Origin of the sequence: Eubacterium ramulus (assembly GCF_003122485.1) — a bacterium.
Taxonomy (GTDB): Bacteria; Bacillota; Clostridia; order Lachnospirales; family Lachnospiraceae; genus Eubacterium_I; species Eubacterium_I ramulus_A.
On record NZ_JRFU01000104.1, the window covers coordinates 26,443 to 45,174 of the forward strand.

General features: G+C 41.9%; 13 protein-coding genes, 2 pseudogenes and 1 riboswitch. Of the genes and pseudogenes, 3 read left to right on the top strand and 12 right to left on the bottom strand.

Annotated features, from left to right (window positions below; genetic code table 11):
- Positions 1-67: 67 nt before the first annotated feature.
- The 6 genes and pseudogenes from LG34_RS09200 to LG34_RS09225 all read right to left on the bottom strand — a co-directional run.
- Complete coding sequence (locus tag LG34_RS09200) at positions 68-2,233, bottom strand: ATP-binding protein (protein ID WP_109215814.1); 2,166 nt, start codon at positions 2,231-2,233, stop codon at positions 68-70.
- Positions 2,217-3,031 (bottom strand): annotated as a pseudogene (locus LG34_RS17490) (substrate-binding periplasmic protein). Before LG34_RS17490 ends, LG34_RS09200 begins: the two are co-directional and overlap by 17 nt.
- 59 nt (positions 3,032-3,090) lie before the next feature.
- The gene (locus tag LG34_RS09210) at positions 3,091-5,241 is read right to left on the bottom strand and encodes an ATP-binding protein (RefSeq protein ID WP_109215815.1); all 2,151 of its coding nucleotides are present in this window, start codon (positions 5,239-5,241) and stop codon (positions 3,091-3,093) included.
- A gap of 146 nt (positions 5,242-5,387) precedes the next feature.
- On the bottom strand, positions 5,388-7,232 hold the full coding sequence (locus LG34_RS09215) for an ABC transporter substrate-binding protein (protein WP_109215816.1): 1,845 nt from the start codon (positions 7,230-7,232) through the stop codon (positions 5,388-5,390).
- 99 nt (positions 7,233-7,331) lie between these two features.
- A riboswitch (cyclic di-GMP riboswitch) is annotated at positions 7,332-7,407 on the bottom strand.
- A gap of 73 nt (positions 7,408-7,480) precedes the next feature.
- On the bottom strand, positions 7,481-7,705 hold the full coding sequence (locus tag LG34_RS09220; RefSeq protein ID WP_181369340.1) for a hypothetical protein: 225 nt from the start codon (positions 7,703-7,705) through the stop codon (positions 7,481-7,483).
- Positions 7,706-7,716: 11 nt separating this feature from the next.
- A pseudogene (locus LG34_RS09225) lies at positions 7,717-7,932 on the bottom strand (transposase); the annotation flags it as partial.
- 217 nt (positions 7,933-8,149) lie between these two features.
- Here LG34_RS09225 and LG34_RS09230 point away from each other — a divergent pair.
- Positions 8,150-8,761: a GNAT family N-acetyltransferase gene (locus tag LG34_RS09230; RefSeq protein WP_109215818.1), complete on the top strand. Its 612-nt coding sequence runs from the start codon at positions 8,150-8,152 to the stop codon at positions 8,759-8,761.
- Positions 8,762-8,806: 45 nt separating this feature from the next.
- On the opposite strand, the gene LG34_RS09235 is transcribed toward LG34_RS09230, so the two are convergent.
- The 5 genes from LG34_RS09235 to aroB all read right to left on the bottom strand — a co-directional run bounded on the left by LG34_RS09235 (position 8,807) and on the right by aroB (position 15,349).
- Positions 8,807-10,267: a M20/M25/M40 family metallo-hydrolase gene (locus tag LG34_RS09235; RefSeq protein WP_109215819.1), complete on the bottom strand. Its 1,461-nt coding sequence runs from the start codon at positions 10,265-10,267 to the stop codon at positions 8,807-8,809.
- A 324-nt stretch (positions 10,268-10,591) separates the two neighbouring features.
- On the bottom strand, positions 10,592-12,040 hold the full coding sequence (locus LG34_RS09240) for an aminoacyl-histidine dipeptidase (RefSeq protein ID WP_109215820.1): 1,449 nt from the start codon (positions 12,038-12,040) through the stop codon (positions 10,592-10,594).
- Positions 12,041-12,263: 223 nt separating this feature from the next.
- Entirely contained in the window at positions 12,264-13,730 is a 1,467-nt protein-coding gene (locus tag LG34_RS09245; RefSeq protein WP_109215821.1) for a sodium-dependent transporter, read from the bottom strand.
- Positions 13,714-14,151 carry a hypothetical protein gene (locus LG34_RS09250; RefSeq protein WP_109215822.1) on the bottom strand — a complete coding sequence of 146 codons (438 nt, stop codon included), beginning with the start codon at positions 14,149-14,151 and terminating at the stop codon, positions 13,714-13,716. Before LG34_RS09250 ends, LG34_RS09245 begins: the two co-directional genes overlap by 17 nt.
- Positions 14,152-14,236: 85 nt before the next feature.
- Positions 14,237-15,349 carry a 3-dehydroquinate synthase gene (aroB, locus tag LG34_RS09255; protein WP_109215823.1) on the bottom strand — a complete coding sequence of 371 codons (1,113 nt, stop codon included), beginning with the start codon at positions 15,347-15,349 and terminating at the stop codon, positions 14,237-14,239.
- A 448-nt stretch (positions 15,350-15,797) separates the two neighbouring features.
- Here aroB and LG34_RS09260 point away from each other — a divergent pair, with 448 nt between their 5' ends.
- Positions 15,798-16,658: a deoxyribonuclease IV gene (locus tag LG34_RS09260; RefSeq protein WP_181369339.1), complete on the top strand. Its 861-nt coding sequence runs from the start codon at positions 15,798-15,800 to the stop codon at positions 16,656-16,658.
- Between the two features lie 154 nt (positions 16,659-16,812).
- Positions 16,813-17,706, top strand: coding sequence for a LysR family transcriptional regulator (locus LG34_RS09265; RefSeq protein WP_158582237.1), 894 nt, complete (start codon positions 16,813-16,815; stop codon positions 17,704-17,706).
- A gap of 153 nt (positions 17,707-17,859) precedes the next feature.
- Here LG34_RS09265 and LG34_RS09270 read toward each other — a convergent pair whose 3' ends face one another.
- Positions 17,860-18,714: a hypothetical protein gene (locus tag LG34_RS09270; protein ID WP_109215825.1), complete on the bottom strand. Its 855-nt coding sequence runs from the start codon at positions 18,712-18,714 to the stop codon at positions 17,860-17,862.
- Positions 18,715-18,732: the final 18 nt, after the last annotated feature.

An 18,732-nucleotide genomic window follows, 5' to 3' on the forward strand; every position in this document is an offset into this window, starting at 1 on the left:
AACACTCTTGCATTGTCATATTTTAGTCCTCCTGTCTATATTTCACCGCTTATTTGACACTGCTCTATCAATCATTCACCAATTTATGAATTACTTTTATCAGCAATTCCACATCAACTGGCTTAGCAACATGTTCATCCATCCCTGCTGCTTTTGCTCTTATTCTGTCCTCCGTGAACGCATTTGCTGTCATTGCAATGATCGGTACCTCCTTTGCATCCTCTCTGTCCAGAGACCTGATCATCTTTGTAGCTTCATAACCATTCATTACCGGCATCATAATGTCCATAAGAATGACATCAAATTCACCAGGTTCACTTTTTCTGAACAGCTCAACCGCTTCCTGCCCATTCCACGCTTTAATCACGTCCGCGCCCTCATTCTGAAGCATAAATTCAGCGATTTCCATATTCAGCTCATTATCTTCCGCCAGAAGAATATGCAATCCCTTTATAGATTTTTCGGATACATCCTTCTGTTCTTCACGTTTATCCGCATCCGGATCTATTTTAAATGGAACCCGGATCACAAATGTCGTCCCTACGCCTTTTTCACTTTCAAAAGTAATGGTTCCACCCATTTTCTCGACCAGCTTCCTTGCAATGGCCATTCCCAGTCCGGTTCCGGCAAACTTTGTGCGGCTTCCCGTATATTCCTGTGCAAATGGTTCAAAAATATGTTTCTGGAACTCCTCAGTCATTCCGATTCCTGTATCCCGGCAGACAAATTCCATTGTCGTCATTTCCGGCTGTTCGGATGGGATTTCCATGTAGCTAAGATAAATATGTCCATTTTCTCTGTTATATTTCACTGCATTGGACAGGAAATTCATCATCACACGTTTCACATACCCCGGGCTTCCAATAAGATCACGGTGTGTGATTTCTTTTTTCTCCCATACAATCCGGATATTCTGTTCTGCAGCAATCTGTTCAATTACGACAAGCACTTCCTCAGAGATTTTGCTCAGATTAAATGGAACCTCTTCCAGAACAACTTCACCAGACTCCAGCTTACTCATATCCAGAACATCATTTACCAGTTCCAGCAACAAATTGGCTGCCGCTTTAACCTTTGTTCTGTATTCCTTCTGCTTCTCCATATCATCTGCATAATGGTCTGCCATATTGATCAAACCGTAGATTCCATTAATCGGAGTCCTGATATCATGGCTCATCCGCTGAAGAAACTCTGTTTTTGCCTCATTGGCGGCTTCTGCCTTTTTTGCTGCTGTCAGAAGTTCTGCTTTATATTTTTCATCTTTTTCCTGCTCCTGTTTCTGATGTGCCTGATTGGTTCTGTGACCCCAGAACAAAAATATACTGAATATCAGAAAATAAAGAAAAATAACACCTGCTACACTTAATGGAAGATTACAAAACACTTCCGTATCCGGAAGATATGCGTAGATATAATAATCCCGCTGCTTCAGCATGATTCCATAACATCCCATTCCTTCCTTCCTAAAATGATAGATATGCTGACTGTCTGTATGCTTTTTCATTGCCTGAACAACTTCGTTGTCGGCTGTATTCTGCCCTAACATACTCTCATCATTGCTGGCAACAACTGTTCCATCATCTGCAACAATAATCGTTCCATCTTTCTGGATACTATAGCCGTTTAAAAGCCCCTGTATCGTCAATGTGTAGTTTCTGACAAATTCCGGAGATGTATAATAATAAACAGCAACGATACCCGGTGTATCTTTTCTGGCACAGGCTGCAATGTCGATACGTGACCCGTCTTCTCTGATAAAACGTTCCGAATAAGATCTTTCTTCATATCCGGCAAAATCCATGATAATTTCTTTTTGCAGATACTCCGTAATCTCATTAGCCAGAGACTCGTCCGTGCTGTATTCACAGTCTGTCTTTCCTTCTGTATCCAGTACAATGATGCCATCAACCCAGAGAGTCTGCAGATTTTCTTTCAGAAAATCCTTGCTTAGCTGACCGCCGTTTTCTGTTTCCATGTTAATATTTGTACTCATCTGTCGGGCACTTTCAATGGCACGGAGAAGACTTTTGGATTCCGAAGATTCATTATAATGGGTGTAGGTGGAACACTGCACTTTGACATAATTTACAATCTCTACCATTCTTTTCTCTGCTTCCGCTTTCTCCGCATGAAAGAAATAAAACAGAGAAACTACAGCCACACAGATTCCAATCAGACCACCGAATAGCTGGATTCGTTTTTCTTTTTTCTTTCTTTTAATATCCAAGATCATCCACCTCCAGATACTTCTGGGGATCATCCAGATATTTTTCAATGATTTTCAGGGATGTGCCATCCTGACGCATTTCTTCCAATGTCTGGCTCATCTGCTCACAGATTCCTCTGTCATCATCTTTTGCAAAAGCAACACCTATTCCGGTGATCATCAAAGGTTCTTCCAGGATACGGAAGCTTGCGTCATAATCCTTCATATACTGGACAACAGATTCCTCATGTGCGGCGACTGCGTCTACATATCCTTTTCCCAGAAATGTATAGATCAGCTCCCTGTGTCCCAGACTAATCAGATTGCCCAGCTTGGGGATTCTCTCATCCGTCCGGTTCAGAAAGATGCCTTCCGGTTTGGTTGTGGACTGGACAGCCAGGTTCTTTCCCTCCAGGTCACTCAGTTTATAAATATCACTATTCTCATTTACAGCGACCACCTGACGGCTTGCTATATATGGTCCCGCCCAGCGGTAATCGTCAAGGCGCCCTTCCATAGAAAAGCAGCCCATGATACAGTCAATCTCTCCGCTCTCCACCAGTTCTTTTTTTTCTCCCAGTTGATCTGGACAACCTCCACCTGATAGCCCATTCTTTTGAAAGCTTCTGTAGCCAGTTCTACATCGATTCCCGTCGGTACACCATCCTCATTCAGATAATTGTATGGAGGATAATTGTCACTGCCAAGCGTAATGACCGGCTTTTCGGTTTCTTTTTTACTGCTGTCTGTGTTTTTACACCCCGCCAGGGTGACTGCTAAAATTCCCACAAGCAGAATGCCTGCAATCACTCTTTTTCCTTTCATTTTCTGTCTATCCCTAACTATCCTTTTTGATTCTTCTATGTCCGGTTACTTTCCATTCGTCACTGTTCAGTGACCTGCGGTTCGGTACCCCCCCCGCCTGATTTTATACTTCTGATCGTCTTTTCCAGCACCTTCATCTCAACCGGTTTTGAAACATGTGCATTCATGCCAGCCGCAAGGGAATGCTGAATGTCTTCTGAGAATGCATTGGCAGTCATGGCAATGATCGGAATCTTCTTTGCCAGCTCATGGGAGCTTCTGCGGATTGCCTTCGTTGCCTCATAACCATTCATAACAGGCATCTGCACATCCATCAGGATCATGTCATAATCACCTGGAGCAGACTGTTCAAATGCTTTCAAAATCTCTTCGCCATTTTCACAGATGGTACATTCCGCACCTGCTATCTTTAACAATTCCGTCAGAATCTCTGCGTTCAACTCATTATCCTCTGCACACAGGAATTTCATTCCCTGAAGGATATTTCCATCCTGCTCATCTGTTTCTTCTTGTGCCGCCAGAGCAACCGTTCTATCCTCTGCAATCTTCAGATCCAGGAGAACTTCAAAACAGCTTCCCTGTCCCGGTTCACTGTCCACATCAATGGTACCTCCCATTGCCTCAACCAGATTCTTAGTAATCGCCATTCCAAGTCCGGTTCCCTGTATTTTATTTGTAAGGGAACTTTCCGCACGGGTAAACGCATCAAAAATTGTATCCTTGAAATCTGCCGACATTCCCATACCATTATCACTAACTAAGAAACGATACTTTGCATAGACAGATGACTTTGTCTCACATTCTTCTACAAAGAACTGAATTTCCCCACCTTCCTGAGTATACTTCACTGCATTGGAAAGCAGGTTGCTGAAAATCTGCATCAGGTGAACCTGATCCCCATTCACCCACTCATGCTGAATATTTTCTTTTATGATTGTAAGGGTCTGCTGCTTTTCATATATTTGAGTATGAAATATAGTGTCAAGTTCCTGTACAAGATCCAGAATAGAAAAGTCAGAATACTTGAATACTGTTTTTCCTGCTTCAATCTTACTCATATCCAAAATATCATTAATGATTCCTAACAGATGCTGTGATGAAATATCTATTTTATCTGCATACTCTATAACTTTTGCTTTATTACCTGCATCATGTCTGATCAAAGACGTAATACCAATGATTGCATTCATAGGTGTACGAATATCATGTGACATATTAGACAGGAAATCCGTTTTCGCCTTATTTGCATTTTCAGCTGTCTGTAAAGCCTCTGTTGCAACGTTCTTTGCCTTTTTCAGTTTTTGATTGACTGCTTCCATTTCCTTCATTGTTTGTAAATGAAGTTCATTATTTCTTTTTTCATATTCTGCTTTTTGATCTGCAAGACTGAGTCTGGAAATACTGTAGAATAATCCGGTAAAAAGTAAAAGTATAAACCCTGCCATGAGTATTGTTGTAAACAACACCGTTTTCTGATAATTCGTCAGCACATTGTCAACAACTCCCTTTGCCACAATGCATACCAAAATGGTGTTGTTGCTTTCTATCGGGCAATACCCCAGATAATAGGGGTTCTGTTTTCCTAAAAATACAACTCCGGATTCTCTGTTATCAAACTTCTTTTTGAACAAATCAGCCTCTTCTTCTGTAATAGCCTGTTCCGCTTTTAAATGTTTTAACAAAGAATAATTACGCAGGTATTTATCTCCACTCTGGTTCGTATACGTAATATTTCCGTCATGATCCAGCATGAACAAATATGCTTTCCCATGATAACTTTTCAATTTTAACATGGAATCCAGTTTCGAATGATCATACACAGTTCCAATTGCCGTATAAGTTTCTCCATTGATAGTGTATTCCTGACATGGAATCGCAACCAGATAACCATCTATTTTCTTCTGATCATAATCAAGACGCACCAGTTTTCCAATATTGTATCCATTCTTTAAGTCCAGTAGAAGTTTACTTGGCATATCAATCCGCATTTTTGTTCCACCTGCTGATATTGCCTGACCATTTTCCTGAAGGAATATAAGTGTACTTTCCGATTCTTTTTCCCATGCTTCAAAGAAACTTTTGTTCACATCCGTTTCAAGAGACAGCTCTCTCTCATGAAGTAAAAATTCCTCAACCAACTGCAGCTGGTTGTAGTATCCACTCACCTGAAGATCATAGGTCTGCTGTATCTGTTCAACAACAGCTCCCATACTGCTTTTTCCATTTTCGCTAATATACTTGCTAGACTTACTTATAAGATACTTGATACAACCTAAGCTTAAAAGAATAATAAGTAGTATAAGCAACAGCCTTGTTATTTTTTTTCTTTTATTTACCGTTTGTTCTATCTCCACTTTTACTGTTCAACCTCTATATAGTCTTCCGGTGCTGACGGCTGCTGTCCTTTTGACATTGCTTCGATCCATGCACTTGATAATGTTGTATCTTTAAGCTGCTCAATCTCACATTTCGGATTTATTTTTTTCAAAACAGACATTGTGGTGTCTGTAAGAAGAATAGAGTATTCCTTTTCTTTGTCTATTTTCTTATCATTAACTGTCAAGTCCTTTAATGAAAATCCACTTTCCGCTTGATTGACGATCATTTTCATACCGGATGTAATTGGCAATTCGTATTTATTGGTTACATAAAAATTTCCATCAGCTTCGGCGAGATAATTTTCCACGAGTTCATAAACCTGTTTACCATTAAGTTTTGCAAAATATAATGCTGTATCTGAACTCTTCGCTGTCATCATCCCAACCCGGCTACTGGTGCATTCTCCTTTGTACATAGAAGAAGTGAAATAATAATATGGTGCCAGAGCCAGCTGTGCATCATTTTCTTCTCTGATCGTAGTTAAAATGGAAGATGCTGCATCACGGCCATTTCTATCGTTCAGTGAAATGGAATATTCATTTTCAAAATTCACCGTTGCTTTTTTTTCTGGATCTTTACGATTCATTACACTGCGAAAAGTATCAAAAGCCTGTGTTTCATCCATTTCCCCTGACAGTAATCCGTGAACAGCCTCAAGACTTGCATCAAATGATTTTTGGGCGGAATATCGGATATAAACAGCATTATTATTAATTTCCTCTTCCAGTCCAGGTACATCCTGCATCATGGTTGGAACATCTGTATTCAATGAAATAACACCGCTTCCATCCGCAATCAGCTTTTGCCCCTCTTCTGAAATCATACAATCCAGCACATCCAGTGCAGTATCCAGTTTCTCCCGGTCTTTTTCCAGGTTTTTGTTAAATGCAATGTTTAAGGACGGAGTCATGTACACATAGGATTCATCCGATGTCTGTGAAAAGTAAGGAATATGGATCAGCTCCGCATCCATCTGTTTCTGCAGCTGCTGCATAACCGTCGGATGTCCATGAAACATTGCTGATTTTCCTTCAACAAACATCTGGGTTCCTGTATTGATGTCAATATTGATATCTTCTTTACCAAAGTGCGAGTCCTTAAGAAACTGACTGGTTTCTGAAAAAATACGTTTCCATAATGTATCATCAAACTTTACTTCATCCGCTGCAGTTTCTGCACCGTTTCGCCATTCAATACCATCCAGGCTTGTAAACTCACCGATTGCCGCCGCCTGGATGATTTCATTATTAGACCAGTCTTCCCCAAGATCCATGGAATACGGTTTTATTCCATTATCATAAAACTGCTGACAGGCCTGTACATATTCCTCATAATTTTCTGGAATCTTTACGCCATACTGATCAAACAGTGTTTTGTTGGCAATGATCGTCTGCGGAATACCACAGATTGGCAGCCACTGGATTTCATCCTCCTCATTCTTATAATATTGCACCGCATAAGAATAGTACTTGGAAACAACATCATAAGAAGCAAAATCCATAAGATAAGGCTGTAAGTCCTGTGCATCTGTTCCAGAGAATCGACGTACTGTTATGATATCCGGTAATTCATCATGTTCTTTAAAATAACTGTATAAATCGGTATCATTGTTACCAATAATAAATTCAATATCCTGATCTGGGAACTGTTCATGGATATAGGGTGCAATATTTTTCATCAAACGATTTTCCCACAGATAAACGGTAAGATGATCATCATTTTTAGGTGCTTCTTTCTTTGACTGTCCACATCCAGACAAGACAGCAGATGCTACAAATACACCTGACACCACTGCAATCAGACAACGTTTTGCCTTTTTCATACTTTTATTTTCCTCATTCTTTCCTGATAAAATCATTATAGTTACGCCTATGAAATAACACCATAAAAAAGCACCATCAGACAGACAGTGCACCTCATTTTATGCAACTGGCTGCCATTTTACAGGCCCTGTAGATTTGCGTCCCAGACTTTCATCTGGTTTGCCAATTTCCTTATTATAGCTTTTAAACTTATGCAAAAAAACTGGTTTTATTATACTATAGCGCTCTACTGTACACAAGAAAAACATTACCGTTTTAACGCCCGAAAACAAAAAAAGAACAGCTGATACATATACTCGAACTGTTCTTCTACTTCCGAAGTCCTAACTTTCTCTTCCTCGCCGATCAGATTCGCATATTCAAAAATCTGTTCTTTTACATCTGTTGGAAATTCTATATCTCTATGCTCTGCCTGAGCGATCCGTTCCTGCGTATATTCCTGCATTTTCTGCGTTTCTTTTCCTGTTATCATATTTCCCGCCAATATATCATCTGGAGCAGGTTTTCCTGATCCGTGTGATATCTGAATAATGCAGAATCATTGGTCTTGAAAGATTTGACAAAAAGCTTATCCATACCAAGTTTGCTTACGAATTCTTTGATAAGAAGTAAGCCTGCATCGGAGGATAAATCTCCTCCATCAAAATTTATTTTAATCTGTCTATTGCTTTCTAAGGCTAAGGTGTTTACAATACTCATAAAGGGCCCCTTTGGGTTATTTTTTAAGATTCGACACCTTAATTTTACCACAAATGGATGCTCTTTTTTCATTCGCCTGATAGGCGAAAAGCAATATTCAGTTAAAATATAGAAACTATATGGTTTTCAGCCACTTTTACGGCTGTGCCGTGAATAATCTAGGCTACTTATAATATCCCTACATTTTCATTCACGTTTTAGGAAGAAAGGATTACATATGCCTTCATATCACATTTTTTCAGCTACAACCACACAGGTACCATATTTATACCAGAATTTTATCATCCCCTATTTTCCTGCAAAGGAAGTAAAACCATTAAAAAATATCCTTCGCATGATGGATACGAAACTTTATAGAGTCCTCTGCATCACTTCCGATCAGCGTAGTTTTCCCTTAAAAAATAACGAATCTAATGTTGAAGGGGTTGCATTTCTTACTACCTGCCCGGATGCTGATTTTTATCTATTAGATTATCTGGCAGTGCATTCTACCGCCCGTTCCAAGGGTTGGGGAAGCCTTCTTTTAAATGAATGTGGGCGTTTTACAGATGGTCTACCTGTTATTATAGAGACGGAATCCATTGAAACAGCCAAAAATGACTTACAGCGCTGTCAACGGATAAATCGTAATCGTTTTTATACCAAAAACGGAGCGCAGCCGACCGGCATACGCTCCTGCATTTTTGATACAATATATGATAACTGGATTCTTTCTCAGACTCCTTCTGAACTGACGCAGGAAGAACTTCATGACCGCCTGCGCAAACTGTACCATTTTATGGTTCCGGATATTAACTTATACGAAAAATCTATAAAGATTCCTTATTAATACCAACATTTTTATTCCTATATGAGAATATATTAGCATATACGTTTACATACATTCGTGTATATTTTTATATAGCGTAAAACCTTTATCCAATACCGATTCATCAAAATCAAACACCGATTCATGATGCAATCCTCTGATTCTGGTTCCCAAAAGCATATAAACTGCTTTTCCGCTCTGCTGTTCTACCATATCCATAAACACAGCTCCATCGTCGCTGGCCCCAAAATCCTTCGTCAACATATAATCCAAAAAACAGCCAGTCGATTTCGCCACCGCCAGTACTTTCTGACTAAGCGCTTCATCACTAGCAGCACTGACGCTCTCTCCCTGAAACTGCACTTCATATGTAACACCATACTCTTTTGCTGCCCGCTCAATACAGGAAAGTGCCTGTTCCTTCATATAAGTATTCAGTTCTCCCGTTTCGCCTCTTGTCTCCACGATCATTTTTGCGTGAGCAGGAATCGTATTACGGGCTTCTCCGGCTTCCATTTTTCCCACATTCAATCGTGTGATTCCTGTTTTCGGTCGTGGAAATACCTGCATATCCATGGTGGCCTTCGCTGCTGCCAATAAAGCATTACGTCCCCGCTCTGGTGCCAATCCCGCATGAGCACTTTTTCCAGTAAAAGTCACATCAAACTTGCTGGTAGCAAGAAAACCCTTCGCTCCTGCCACAAAAGTATCTTCCGGTGCAAATCCGATATGACAGCAATACAATTCATCTATTTTGCCAAAATTCCACTGATGTCGGAAAGCAAAGGCACCGCGCACGCCTTCTTCCGCCGGTTGAAAAATAAACATATATCGACCGCAGATTCTTCCTGCAACTGAACCTGATAAATCTGCTATCGTTTCATTAAATTTAGATACATTTCCATTTGATATTGCCTCACCAGCCGACGTTCTGTCCACACAATCTATTGATCTTCCATGTTGTTTTACTTGATTTTCCACACAATGTTCTAAATTTCCATGTTGCTTCTGCTTCACCTGTTCTGCCAGATACTCTGCAAAAGTCAGCCCCAATGCCATATGTCCATCATGCCCGCAAGCATGACAAACACCCTGATATTGCGAAACAAACTGCTCCTTCACCGGCACTCTGTCGACATCCATACTTTCTGCCACAGTCAACGCATCCATATCAAACCGAAAAGCCTTCGTCTTTCCTTCCCGCTTTGTATCCAAAATTGCCACAATTCCGGTACGATGATCCATCCGCGTTATCCATGTTGCCACTTTATCTTTCGCTATTCCCTGTTCTATTGCCAGCTTCACCGCCCGCTGCTCCCAGAGAGCTGTTTCCTCCTCCGTTGGTGGATCCATACGTTTCTCATCCTTCAAAATCTCCCTGCCAACAAGAACCTTAAAACCAGCCTTCTCCAGATGCTCCGCAATAAAAATCGTTGCAAAAAAAGTCAGCCAGCCCGGTTCCGGATATTTATGAAATAATCTACGATATACAACCGTCCTTCTCTCCCACGCATCCATTTTCTCCATTGATTTTCTCACTTTCTACTAAAAGTTCATCTTGCTTGAACAAACATGTCATAACTGAGAAGCGAATTTTCAGAATCGCAATAACACACGATCAATAACTGCAATGCAAAATTTCAGAATCACAATGGTACACAATCAATAACTGGGATTCAAAATTTCAGTATTTTTTCTCAAGGAGCGATTGCTGGCGACTGAGACAAAATCCTGAAATTTTGTTCACAACTTTACGTTCAAAATCCCCCATTCTGAAATTTTGTTCACTACCTTCCGTTCAAAACATTACAAATTCTGAAATTTCGTTCACTACCTCCCGTTAAGCCACAACTATTTCAACTTCTTCAACACCGCCAGCGTCAACGCCCAATTCCGTTTCACCGAAGAAACACTAATACTCTCTCTGGTCGTATGAATATCATTGATCTGCGGTCCATAAGAAATACAATCCAGTCCCGGCAGTTTTTCACTGAAAATACCGCACTCCACTCCGGCATGAATCGCCTCCGTCTCTGGCTTTTTACCTGTAATCTCCTCGTAAGTCTCGATCATCAACGGACGAATCGCGGAATCTTCCTGATACTCCCATGCCGGATACACACCGGAAATTCTACAATATCCACCAAACGCTTTTGTCAAATGCTCCATCTGGCTCATGAGCCACTCTTTCTCACTGGTCACACTGCTTCGAACAGAAAATGTCATGGAAATCTCATCCTCTGCCTGCTCTAAAGTTCCCATATTCAGTGAAGTCTGTACACTGTCCGGGAACTCCGGAATCCGTTTCTGCACACCGTTTGGCAGATGGATCAGCAGCGCCATCAGTTTCTGCGCTGTCTCTTTATCCAACGCTTCGTACTCCCCATACTCTTTTTTCTCTACATAAATGTGCAAATCTGGATCTGTAAAGTGATGTTCCTTTTTCAAAATTGTCTCAAACGCAGAAACTGCATCTTCAAATGCCGCAATATCTTCTTCTGGAACCACCAGAACCGCATCACACTGTTTTGCAATAGCATTTTCCTTCTCTCCACCATTTGCAGAAACGATAGACAAACCTGTTTTTTCCATACAATAAGCTAAGAAACGACCAAATGCCTTATTTGCATTGGCACGCTCTTTATCAATCTCCATACCGGAATGACCGCCCATCAGTCCGTCTATATGCCAATCATACATCTGACCAGACACAGTCTCTTTTTTAACCGGTAAACAGCAAGCCACCGTAGCCGCACCAGCGCATCCGATCAGGAAAATACCGTCATTTTCAGAATCCATATTCATCAGGATTTTTCCCGTCAGGTCAGAGGCATCCAGTGCCGTTGCCCCTGTCAGTCCGACTTCCTCTCCTACCGTAAATACAGCTTCCAGAGCCGGATGCGGAATGTCGTCTGCTGCCAGAATAGCCAGTGCGTAAGCCACTGCGATTCCATCATCCGCACCAAGAGATGTCCCCTTTGCCTGCACCCAGTCACCATCGATTTCCAGAAGCAGGCCGTCTTTTTCCAGATCCAGCGTACAGTCGGCATCTTTGACCGCTACCATATCCATGTGGCCCTGCAAGATTACTGTCGGTGCCTGCTCATACCCCGATGTGGCATCTTTCCAAATGATCACGTTACCACATGCTTCCTGACGGCATTTCAGACCATGTTCTTTTGCAAAATTTACACAGTAATCACTGATCTGCTGCGTATTTCCGGATCCATGTGGAATACTGCAAATATCTTCAAAATACGAAAAAACTTCTTTCGGCTCCAAATTTTCTAACACTCTCATTCTACTTCTCTCTTTCCAATTTATTCAACTCTATATATCTATTTCACTTCAAAAATGCATTACCTTTTTCTACATAATATATTTCACTCCATATATTCCATAAGCACTCTTATCTGGCAAAAGGTACTCTTATTCATACACATTCTGTTTTTAAACTAACACTAGTAGTCTTTTTTCACAATAAGTCAGAGCCATGCAACAATGACATGGCTCCAAAACTTCACTATTTTTCTTTTTTCTTTAAAGAAGACAGGGTAAAAATTGTGATCAACAGTGCTGCCGCAAATGCCATCCAGCCTGCCAAAACCTTCGGTCCCATCTTCGCAAATGTGTCATAGTATCCCTTCAGATATACCACAACAATGATTGCCGGAAGGATATAGGTCATATAAAACTGAAGTTTGTTGGAAATCTTCATACCTTTTCCCTCGTTTGCTTCCTTGCGGAAATTGTCCCAGCCCCATCCATTTTTCTTTACACAGAACAGGACAAAAATCATACTTCCAAGTGGAAGTAGGTTATAGGATACCAGAAAATCTTCCAGATCCATCACGGAAGTTCCTGCCCCCATCGGCTGGAAACCGGATAACAGGTTAAATCCAAGTACCGCCGGCAGAGACAGTGCGATAATAAGCACAATATTGAACACAACTGCTTTTTTTCTGCTCCAGCCGCCCATATCCATATAAAAGGATATGATATTTTCAAATACGGCAATGATGGTAGACAGCGCCGCAAAGGACATAAAGATGAAGAAACAGGTTCCCCATACTCTGCCGCCTGCCATGTTGTTAAATACGTTTGGTAAGGTGATAAACAGCAGGGACGGACCTGCATCCGGCTGTACACCATATGCAAAACATGCCGGAATAATGATAAATCCTGCCATTAATGCAACAAACGTATCCAGAATAACAATATTTTTTGCCTCGCCCGGAATGGAATGCTCCCGCTTCTGGTAGCTTCCGAAAATTTCCATGGCACCGATACCAACACTCAATGTAAAGAATGAATGCGTCATGGCGTCAAATACTACGGCTCCAAGACCACGACTCTTGATGGCATCCAGATTCGGCACCAGATAGAATTTTACACCTTCCATGGCGTTTGGCAACACCAGAGAATGAATCGCCAGAATGACAATCAACACGATCAGAATACTCATCATGACTTTCATGATTTTTTCCATACCGCCCTGCAAGCCAAGTGCACAGATTCCAAAAGCAATCAAAACCGCCAGAATCATCCAGCCAACCATCGTTCCCGGAGAAGCCAGCATATCGGAAAATGCTGCTCCAACTTCATCTGCAGACATGGTTGTCAGTTTTCCGCTGGCGCTGCGGTAAATGTAAAACAGCATCCATCCGCCGACCATGGTGTAAAACATCATCAGCAGATAGTTTCCGAAAATAGAAAACCATTTAAAATGATGCCATTTGGTTCCTGCCGGTTCTAATTTTTCATATGCCTTAGATGCTCCTAAGCGGCTTCCTCGTCCAACCGCAAACTCACTGATCAGGATCGGCAAACCAAGAATTGCCAAAAATACCAGATAGATCAGAATGAAAGCCGCGCCGCCGTTCTGACCACAGATATAGGGAAATTTCCACACATTTCCCAGTCCGACCGCGCACCCGGCAGACACAAGTATGAATCCCAATCGGGACCCGAATTTATCTCTTTCCTTCATAGTAAAAAGCCCTCTCTTTTTTATTCATCATTTCTTCCCACTCTCTGGGCAATGGATATTTCAGAACATAGGCACAGGAAACCTCCCCCTGTACGGTCGTCTGTTCTTCCTGCGCGATCACATAAAAACCATAACGCTTGTATCGCTCGATATCCATCAAATTTCTGGCGCTGAGTCTGACATACATGGACCGACAGCCACTGCACCAGCATTTATACTGGATAAACTGCAGTATCGCATCCAGATAACGGTAGTCCAGACACTTCTGCTCCAGATGAATCCGCCTGATCCAGAACTGTTCACAGACCTGTCCCGTCTCATCGAATTTCTGTTGATAGGAAAATTCTGCTGCTTTTGTACTGTTGTCCAGCACTTCATAAAAAACTTCCGAATTTTCCTCCTTTTTGCGCTCATATCTCATTCCTGCGTTTTGCCTCCATTATCTCAGTTGGAATTGAGACTCCCACTTTTACAAGCGGTGAGTATTTTACAAATTATAGCATGTACTATAACTGCATAATGATCTCTCTTGCTTTTTCCTCAGAGATTGGAGATGCATAAACATTCTCACCGAAGGTTGCGATGGCACCGATGCCATCCTGAATGACAAAACGCAATTTCCCGTCACGTACTTTTTTGTCTGTATACAGTTTCTTCACCAGTGCTTCCCGGTCGATATATTCCGGAATCTCTGTTGGCAATTTTGCGCGTTTCAGCAATGCGATCACACGCTCAGCATCTGCTTCTGACAAATATCCCATGTTCTGTGCCAGACGCGCCTCAGCCACCAGACCGATAGAAACTGCCTCACCATGCAGCAGGCGATAATCGCTGACGGTCTCCACCGCACGTCCCACGGTATGTCCAAGATTTAACACTTCGCGCAATCCAAGCTCGCGTTCATCCTGCATAACTACATGATATTTGATGCTACAGTTTTTCTCTGCGATATGCTCACATGCTTCCTGATCAAGCTCCAGGATTTCATCCATATGCGCTTCCAGATAATCGAAAAATGCTGCATCAGCCAGACACGCATGCTTGATGGTCTCTGCCAGTCCGCTGTAAATCTCGCGCTGTGGCAATGTTTTCCAGGTATCCAGATCCAGATATACTTTTTTCGGCTGATTGATCAGTCCGATCAGATTTGTTGCCAGCGGGGTATCTACTGCAGTCTTGCCACCCACGGAAGCATCTGCTGCTGCCAACAGACTGGTTGCATAATTAATAAACGGTACTCCTCTGCCATAAGTACCTGCGATAAATCCTGCCAGATCGGTAACAACACCACCACCTACTGCCAGAATACAGCAGTCGCGGCGATAGCCTTTTTCCAGCATCGCATCCTCGATCATCGCCTTTGTCTGGCGTGTCTTACTTTTTTCTCCTGCCGGGAACACGAAAACATCGGTCTGATATCCGGCATCCAGCAATTTCTGTTCCAATGGACGTGCATACAACGGTTCCACATTGCTGTCTGTGATAATCGCAAATTTATGAAGTTTTCCAACCAGACCGTTTGCCAGATCCGCTACGACGAGATCCAGAAGTCCATGTCCGATCTCAATCTCATAGGAATCATCCACTACTTTTTTTAATTCCACCTCAAATTTAGGCATTCTTTTTCCTCTCCCAATCTTTTTTATACGCTCAGAATTACTATACTCTACACTTTGTTTCAGTCGGCATAAAACCATCATCTCTCAGACAATGTGCACCCACACAGAGCATTTCTGATAGGAATCATTCTGAACACACATTTTTATGTATTTTCACTGTGTCGCTATAAAAAGTCATCTTTTCATACATAATTACTTTTTATTGTACCTAATTTCCATCCGTTTGCCAACCTTAAAGTGAGAACTTTTCATTTCAACGCGCTTTTGGGCAAAAGTTTTTTCACTTAAGATGGTCCTTCTTTTTCTACTTACCGCTAGGCAAATTTTATTTTTTGTACTATACTAAATACATATACGAAAATATATATCTTATATAATCGTTTTAACTGGAAACAACTATGAATAAGGGGAAATGCCGTGTTTTTTACAAGCGCGGCAGACAGGAAATATGTTGAAAATAGGTTCTCATGTGAGCATGTCCGGAAAAGACATGTTCTTAAATTCTGTCAGGGAAGCTGCCGGGTATGGAGCCCATACGTTCATGCTGTATACCGGGGCTCCACAGAATACCAGACGCAAACCGGTGGAAGAATTAAATATCGATGCCGGATGGGAAGCCATGCATCAGTACGGCATGGAAGAATTCGTCGTACATGCGCCCTACATCATCAATCTGGCAAATACGGTAAAACCGGAAACGTTTCAGCTTGCCGTTGATTTTCTGACACTGGAAGTTCAGCGCACCGTTGCCATGAAAAGTCAGATTCTGATCCTGCATCCGGGAGCACATGTCGGTGCCGGTGTGGAAGCCGGAACAGCTCAGATCATCAAAGGATTAAATGAAGTGCTGGCAGAATCCGAAGGATGCTATATCGCACTGGAAACGATGGCAGGAAAAGGTTCCGAAATCGGAAAAACCTTTGAAGAACTCGCTGCGATTTATGACGGAGTCTGTCATCCGGAACGTCTGCGTGTCTGTTTTGATACCTGCCATACACACGATGCAGGTTACGACATTATAAATGATTTTGACGGTGTAATCGAACAGTTTGACCGGATACTCGGAAAAGATCAGATTGCGGTATTTCATATCAATGACAGTAAAAATCCTTGTGGCTCACACAAAGACCGCCATGCAAATATCGGACAGGGTGAGATTGGTTTTGATGCACTGCACACCATTGTTCATCATCCGGATTTTGAAAACATTCCGAAGATTCTGGAGACTCCATACTTAGTCGATCCGGAAAATCCGAAAAAAACGTATCCACCGTACAAGGAAGAAATTGTGCTGCTGCGCAGACCTTAAATTTTCATGCAAATAATTGCACCTATTTACTAACATACTCTATATGCCGGTAACCAGACTTTTATTTGCGCTTAACTTTTTGCTTAAACTTTTTTATTTTTTGCTTAACAAACTTATCTTTTTATTTATATTCAATAATTCATGGAGAAATACGATGACAATTTTTCAGATTAAATGTTTTTTGAATGTAGCTGAATACTTAAACTTCACAGAAGCCGCAAATCATCTGTTTGTGGCACAGTCTTCCTTAAGCCGAAACATTTCCAATCTTGAGGAAGAACTTGGAATGCAGCTTTTTGTCCGTACAAAAAAATACGTACGCCTCACCCCCTGTGGTGCGGTATTATACGAAGAATTTTCAAAATTATTAAAATTAGGGGAAGCTGCCGTGCAAAAGGCACGCAACGCCGAACTTGGAGAAAATGGATCCATCGTACTCGGTGTCATCGAAACACAGCGTTCCGAAAACTTTCTGCCGCATACCTTGCATGCACTTCGCGAAAAACATCCGAACATCAAGATCGATATCATCAGTGGAAACTTTCAGGAACTGAGGGAATCCCTTATGAATGGTAAAATTGATATTGCGCTGACACTTGATTTTGACCTAATCGATTATCCGACCGATGATATCATCTATCAGGTTTTCTTCGAATCAGCACCAAAATGTGTCATTTCAAAGGCACACCCACTGGCCAAATCAGACGAAATTCATTTCGACTCTCTGAGTACAGAAACCATGATCGCCATCGATCCTGCCATTTCAAAAGGTGCCTACAACAACATCGTGCAGTTTTGCGAACGACATGGATTTACACCGTCCAATACCATTTACGCATCCTCCATCCAGAATATTCTGTTGAAAGTAGAAGCCGGACTGGGATTCTCCGTACTGGACGAAAACTGTATCTCCAACTCCAATACTGCGGTGCTGTCATTGCCATTTTACAAGACAGATCCACTGCATCTCGTCGCTGTCTGGAGAAAAAACAACCTAAATCCGGTCATTCCGCTGTTCAATAAATATCTGCTGCCGGAAGAACGGTAAAATTTCGCTTTTTATACTTTAATTTATAGAAGGGCGCGGAAGAAAGAAAAAACGAATCTTTCAGTAACTTGTATGAAAAACGACTCAATATTTAATCTAAGGGGACGTCTTAGTCCCCGTGATTCAATATTGAGTCGTTTTTCTTCACTACTTTTACTCCGTTTTTTCCTTCTGGAGCGCCAGTATATCCTGTATTTCTTCCGGCGAAATATGTGTGTACTCACTAAGCTGTCTAATCGATGGATCCTGTGAATTCTCCTTTGCCAGATACTTACGTGCCTCATGCAGCAGCGCTGCCTTTCCAAGCACCGCCTGCACCTGATCGGTATCGCCAGTCACCTCGCGGATATGATTCTCAAATGCTGCCACTACCTGTTTTTCCAGATAAGAATCCAGCTCTGCGGCTCCTTCTACCTCCGGCAATGCACTCAGCGCCATCCAGAGCGCCATATTTCCTTCCTGAATCAGATCCTCCATATTGACCGGCACATCATCATACATACCCGCCATGTGAATGATCCGCATCAACCATCCGTCTACGATTCCGTTGACAGCATCCTGATCTCCCTGCAAAATCTGCTGATACAGCTCCCGCATTTTTGTTTCGTCTGCCTCTCCGCGTCCTCTGACTTCATCCAGATACATCCGATAGTAAACGGAATCAGACAATTTTTCCACATCTTTTGCCTGTGGCACATCATCTTCTTCGTCTTCTGCGGCATGGTCAGCACCGATCTGAATGTCTTTGGAAGAATCTGTCGTGGAATATACTTCCACGGTCTCTATATCCTCAGCGTCTTCGGTAACTTCTTCTTCCTCTGTCACCGGTGCCTGTTTTGCTTCCGGTGGAAGATTCAGATACTCATATACCATTTTTTCCTGCTCCGGGGAAAGCTCCATTCCTTCGAAATATTTATGAACTTCCTCCGGTTTGATTTTTTCTCCGGAAGTAGCTGCGATCTCAGCAACTTCATGTAATGTTTCCAGAAAAAGATTTTTATCGATCATGCGTCTGCGTTACTCCTT

Excerpts from the sequence above, each read along its gene's own strand:
- LG34_RS09220 (WP_181369340.1), bottom strand. The coding sequence starts at position 7,705 with ATGATAACAGGAAAAGAAACGCAGAAAATGCAGGAATATACGCAGGAA.
- LG34_RS09250 (WP_109215822.1), bottom strand. The coding sequence starts at position 14,151 with ATGAGATATGAGCGCAAAAAGGAGGAAAATTCGGAAGTTTTTTATGAA.
- LG34_RS09210 (WP_109215815.1), bottom strand. The coding sequence starts at position 5,241 with ATGGGAGCTGTTGTTGAACAGATACAGCAGACCTATGATCTTCAGGTG.
- aroB (WP_109215823.1), bottom strand. The coding sequence starts at position 15,349 with ATGCCTAAATTTGAGGTGGAATTAAAAAAAGTAGTGGATGATTCCTAT.
- LG34_RS09215 (WP_109215816.1), bottom strand. The coding sequence starts at position 7,232 with ATGAAAAAGGCAAAACGTTGTCTGATTGCAGTGGTGTCAGGTGTATTT.
- LG34_RS09245 (WP_109215821.1), bottom strand. The coding sequence starts at position 13,730 with ATGAAGGAAAGAGATAAATTCGGGTCCCGATTGGGATTCATACTTGTG.
- LG34_RS09260 (WP_181369339.1), top strand. The coding sequence starts at position 15,798 with ATGTTGAAAATAGGTTCTCATGTGAGCATGTCCGGAAAAGACATGTTC.
- LG34_RS09235 (WP_109215819.1), bottom strand. The coding sequence starts at position 10,267 with ATGGAGAAAATGGATGCGTGGGAGAGAAGGACGGTTGTATATCGTAGA.
- LG34_RS09230 (WP_109215818.1), top strand. The coding sequence starts at position 8,150 with ATGCCTTCATATCACATTTTTTCAGCTACAACCACACAGGTACCATAT.
- LG34_RS09270 (WP_109215825.1), bottom strand. The coding sequence starts at position 18,714 with ATGATCGATAAAAATCTTTTTCTGGAAACATTACATGAAGTTGCTGAG.
- LG34_RS09265 (WP_158582237.1), top strand. The coding sequence starts at position 16,813 with ATGACAATTTTTCAGATTAAATGTTTTTTGAATGTAGCTGAATACTTA.
- LG34_RS09240 (WP_109215820.1), bottom strand. The coding sequence starts at position 12,040 with ATGAGAGTGTTAGAAAATTTGGAGCCGAAAGAAGTTTTTTCGTATTTT.
- LG34_RS09200 (WP_109215814.1), bottom strand. The coding sequence starts at position 2,233 with ATGATCTTGGATATTAAAAGAAAGAAAAAAGAAAAACGAATCCAGCTA.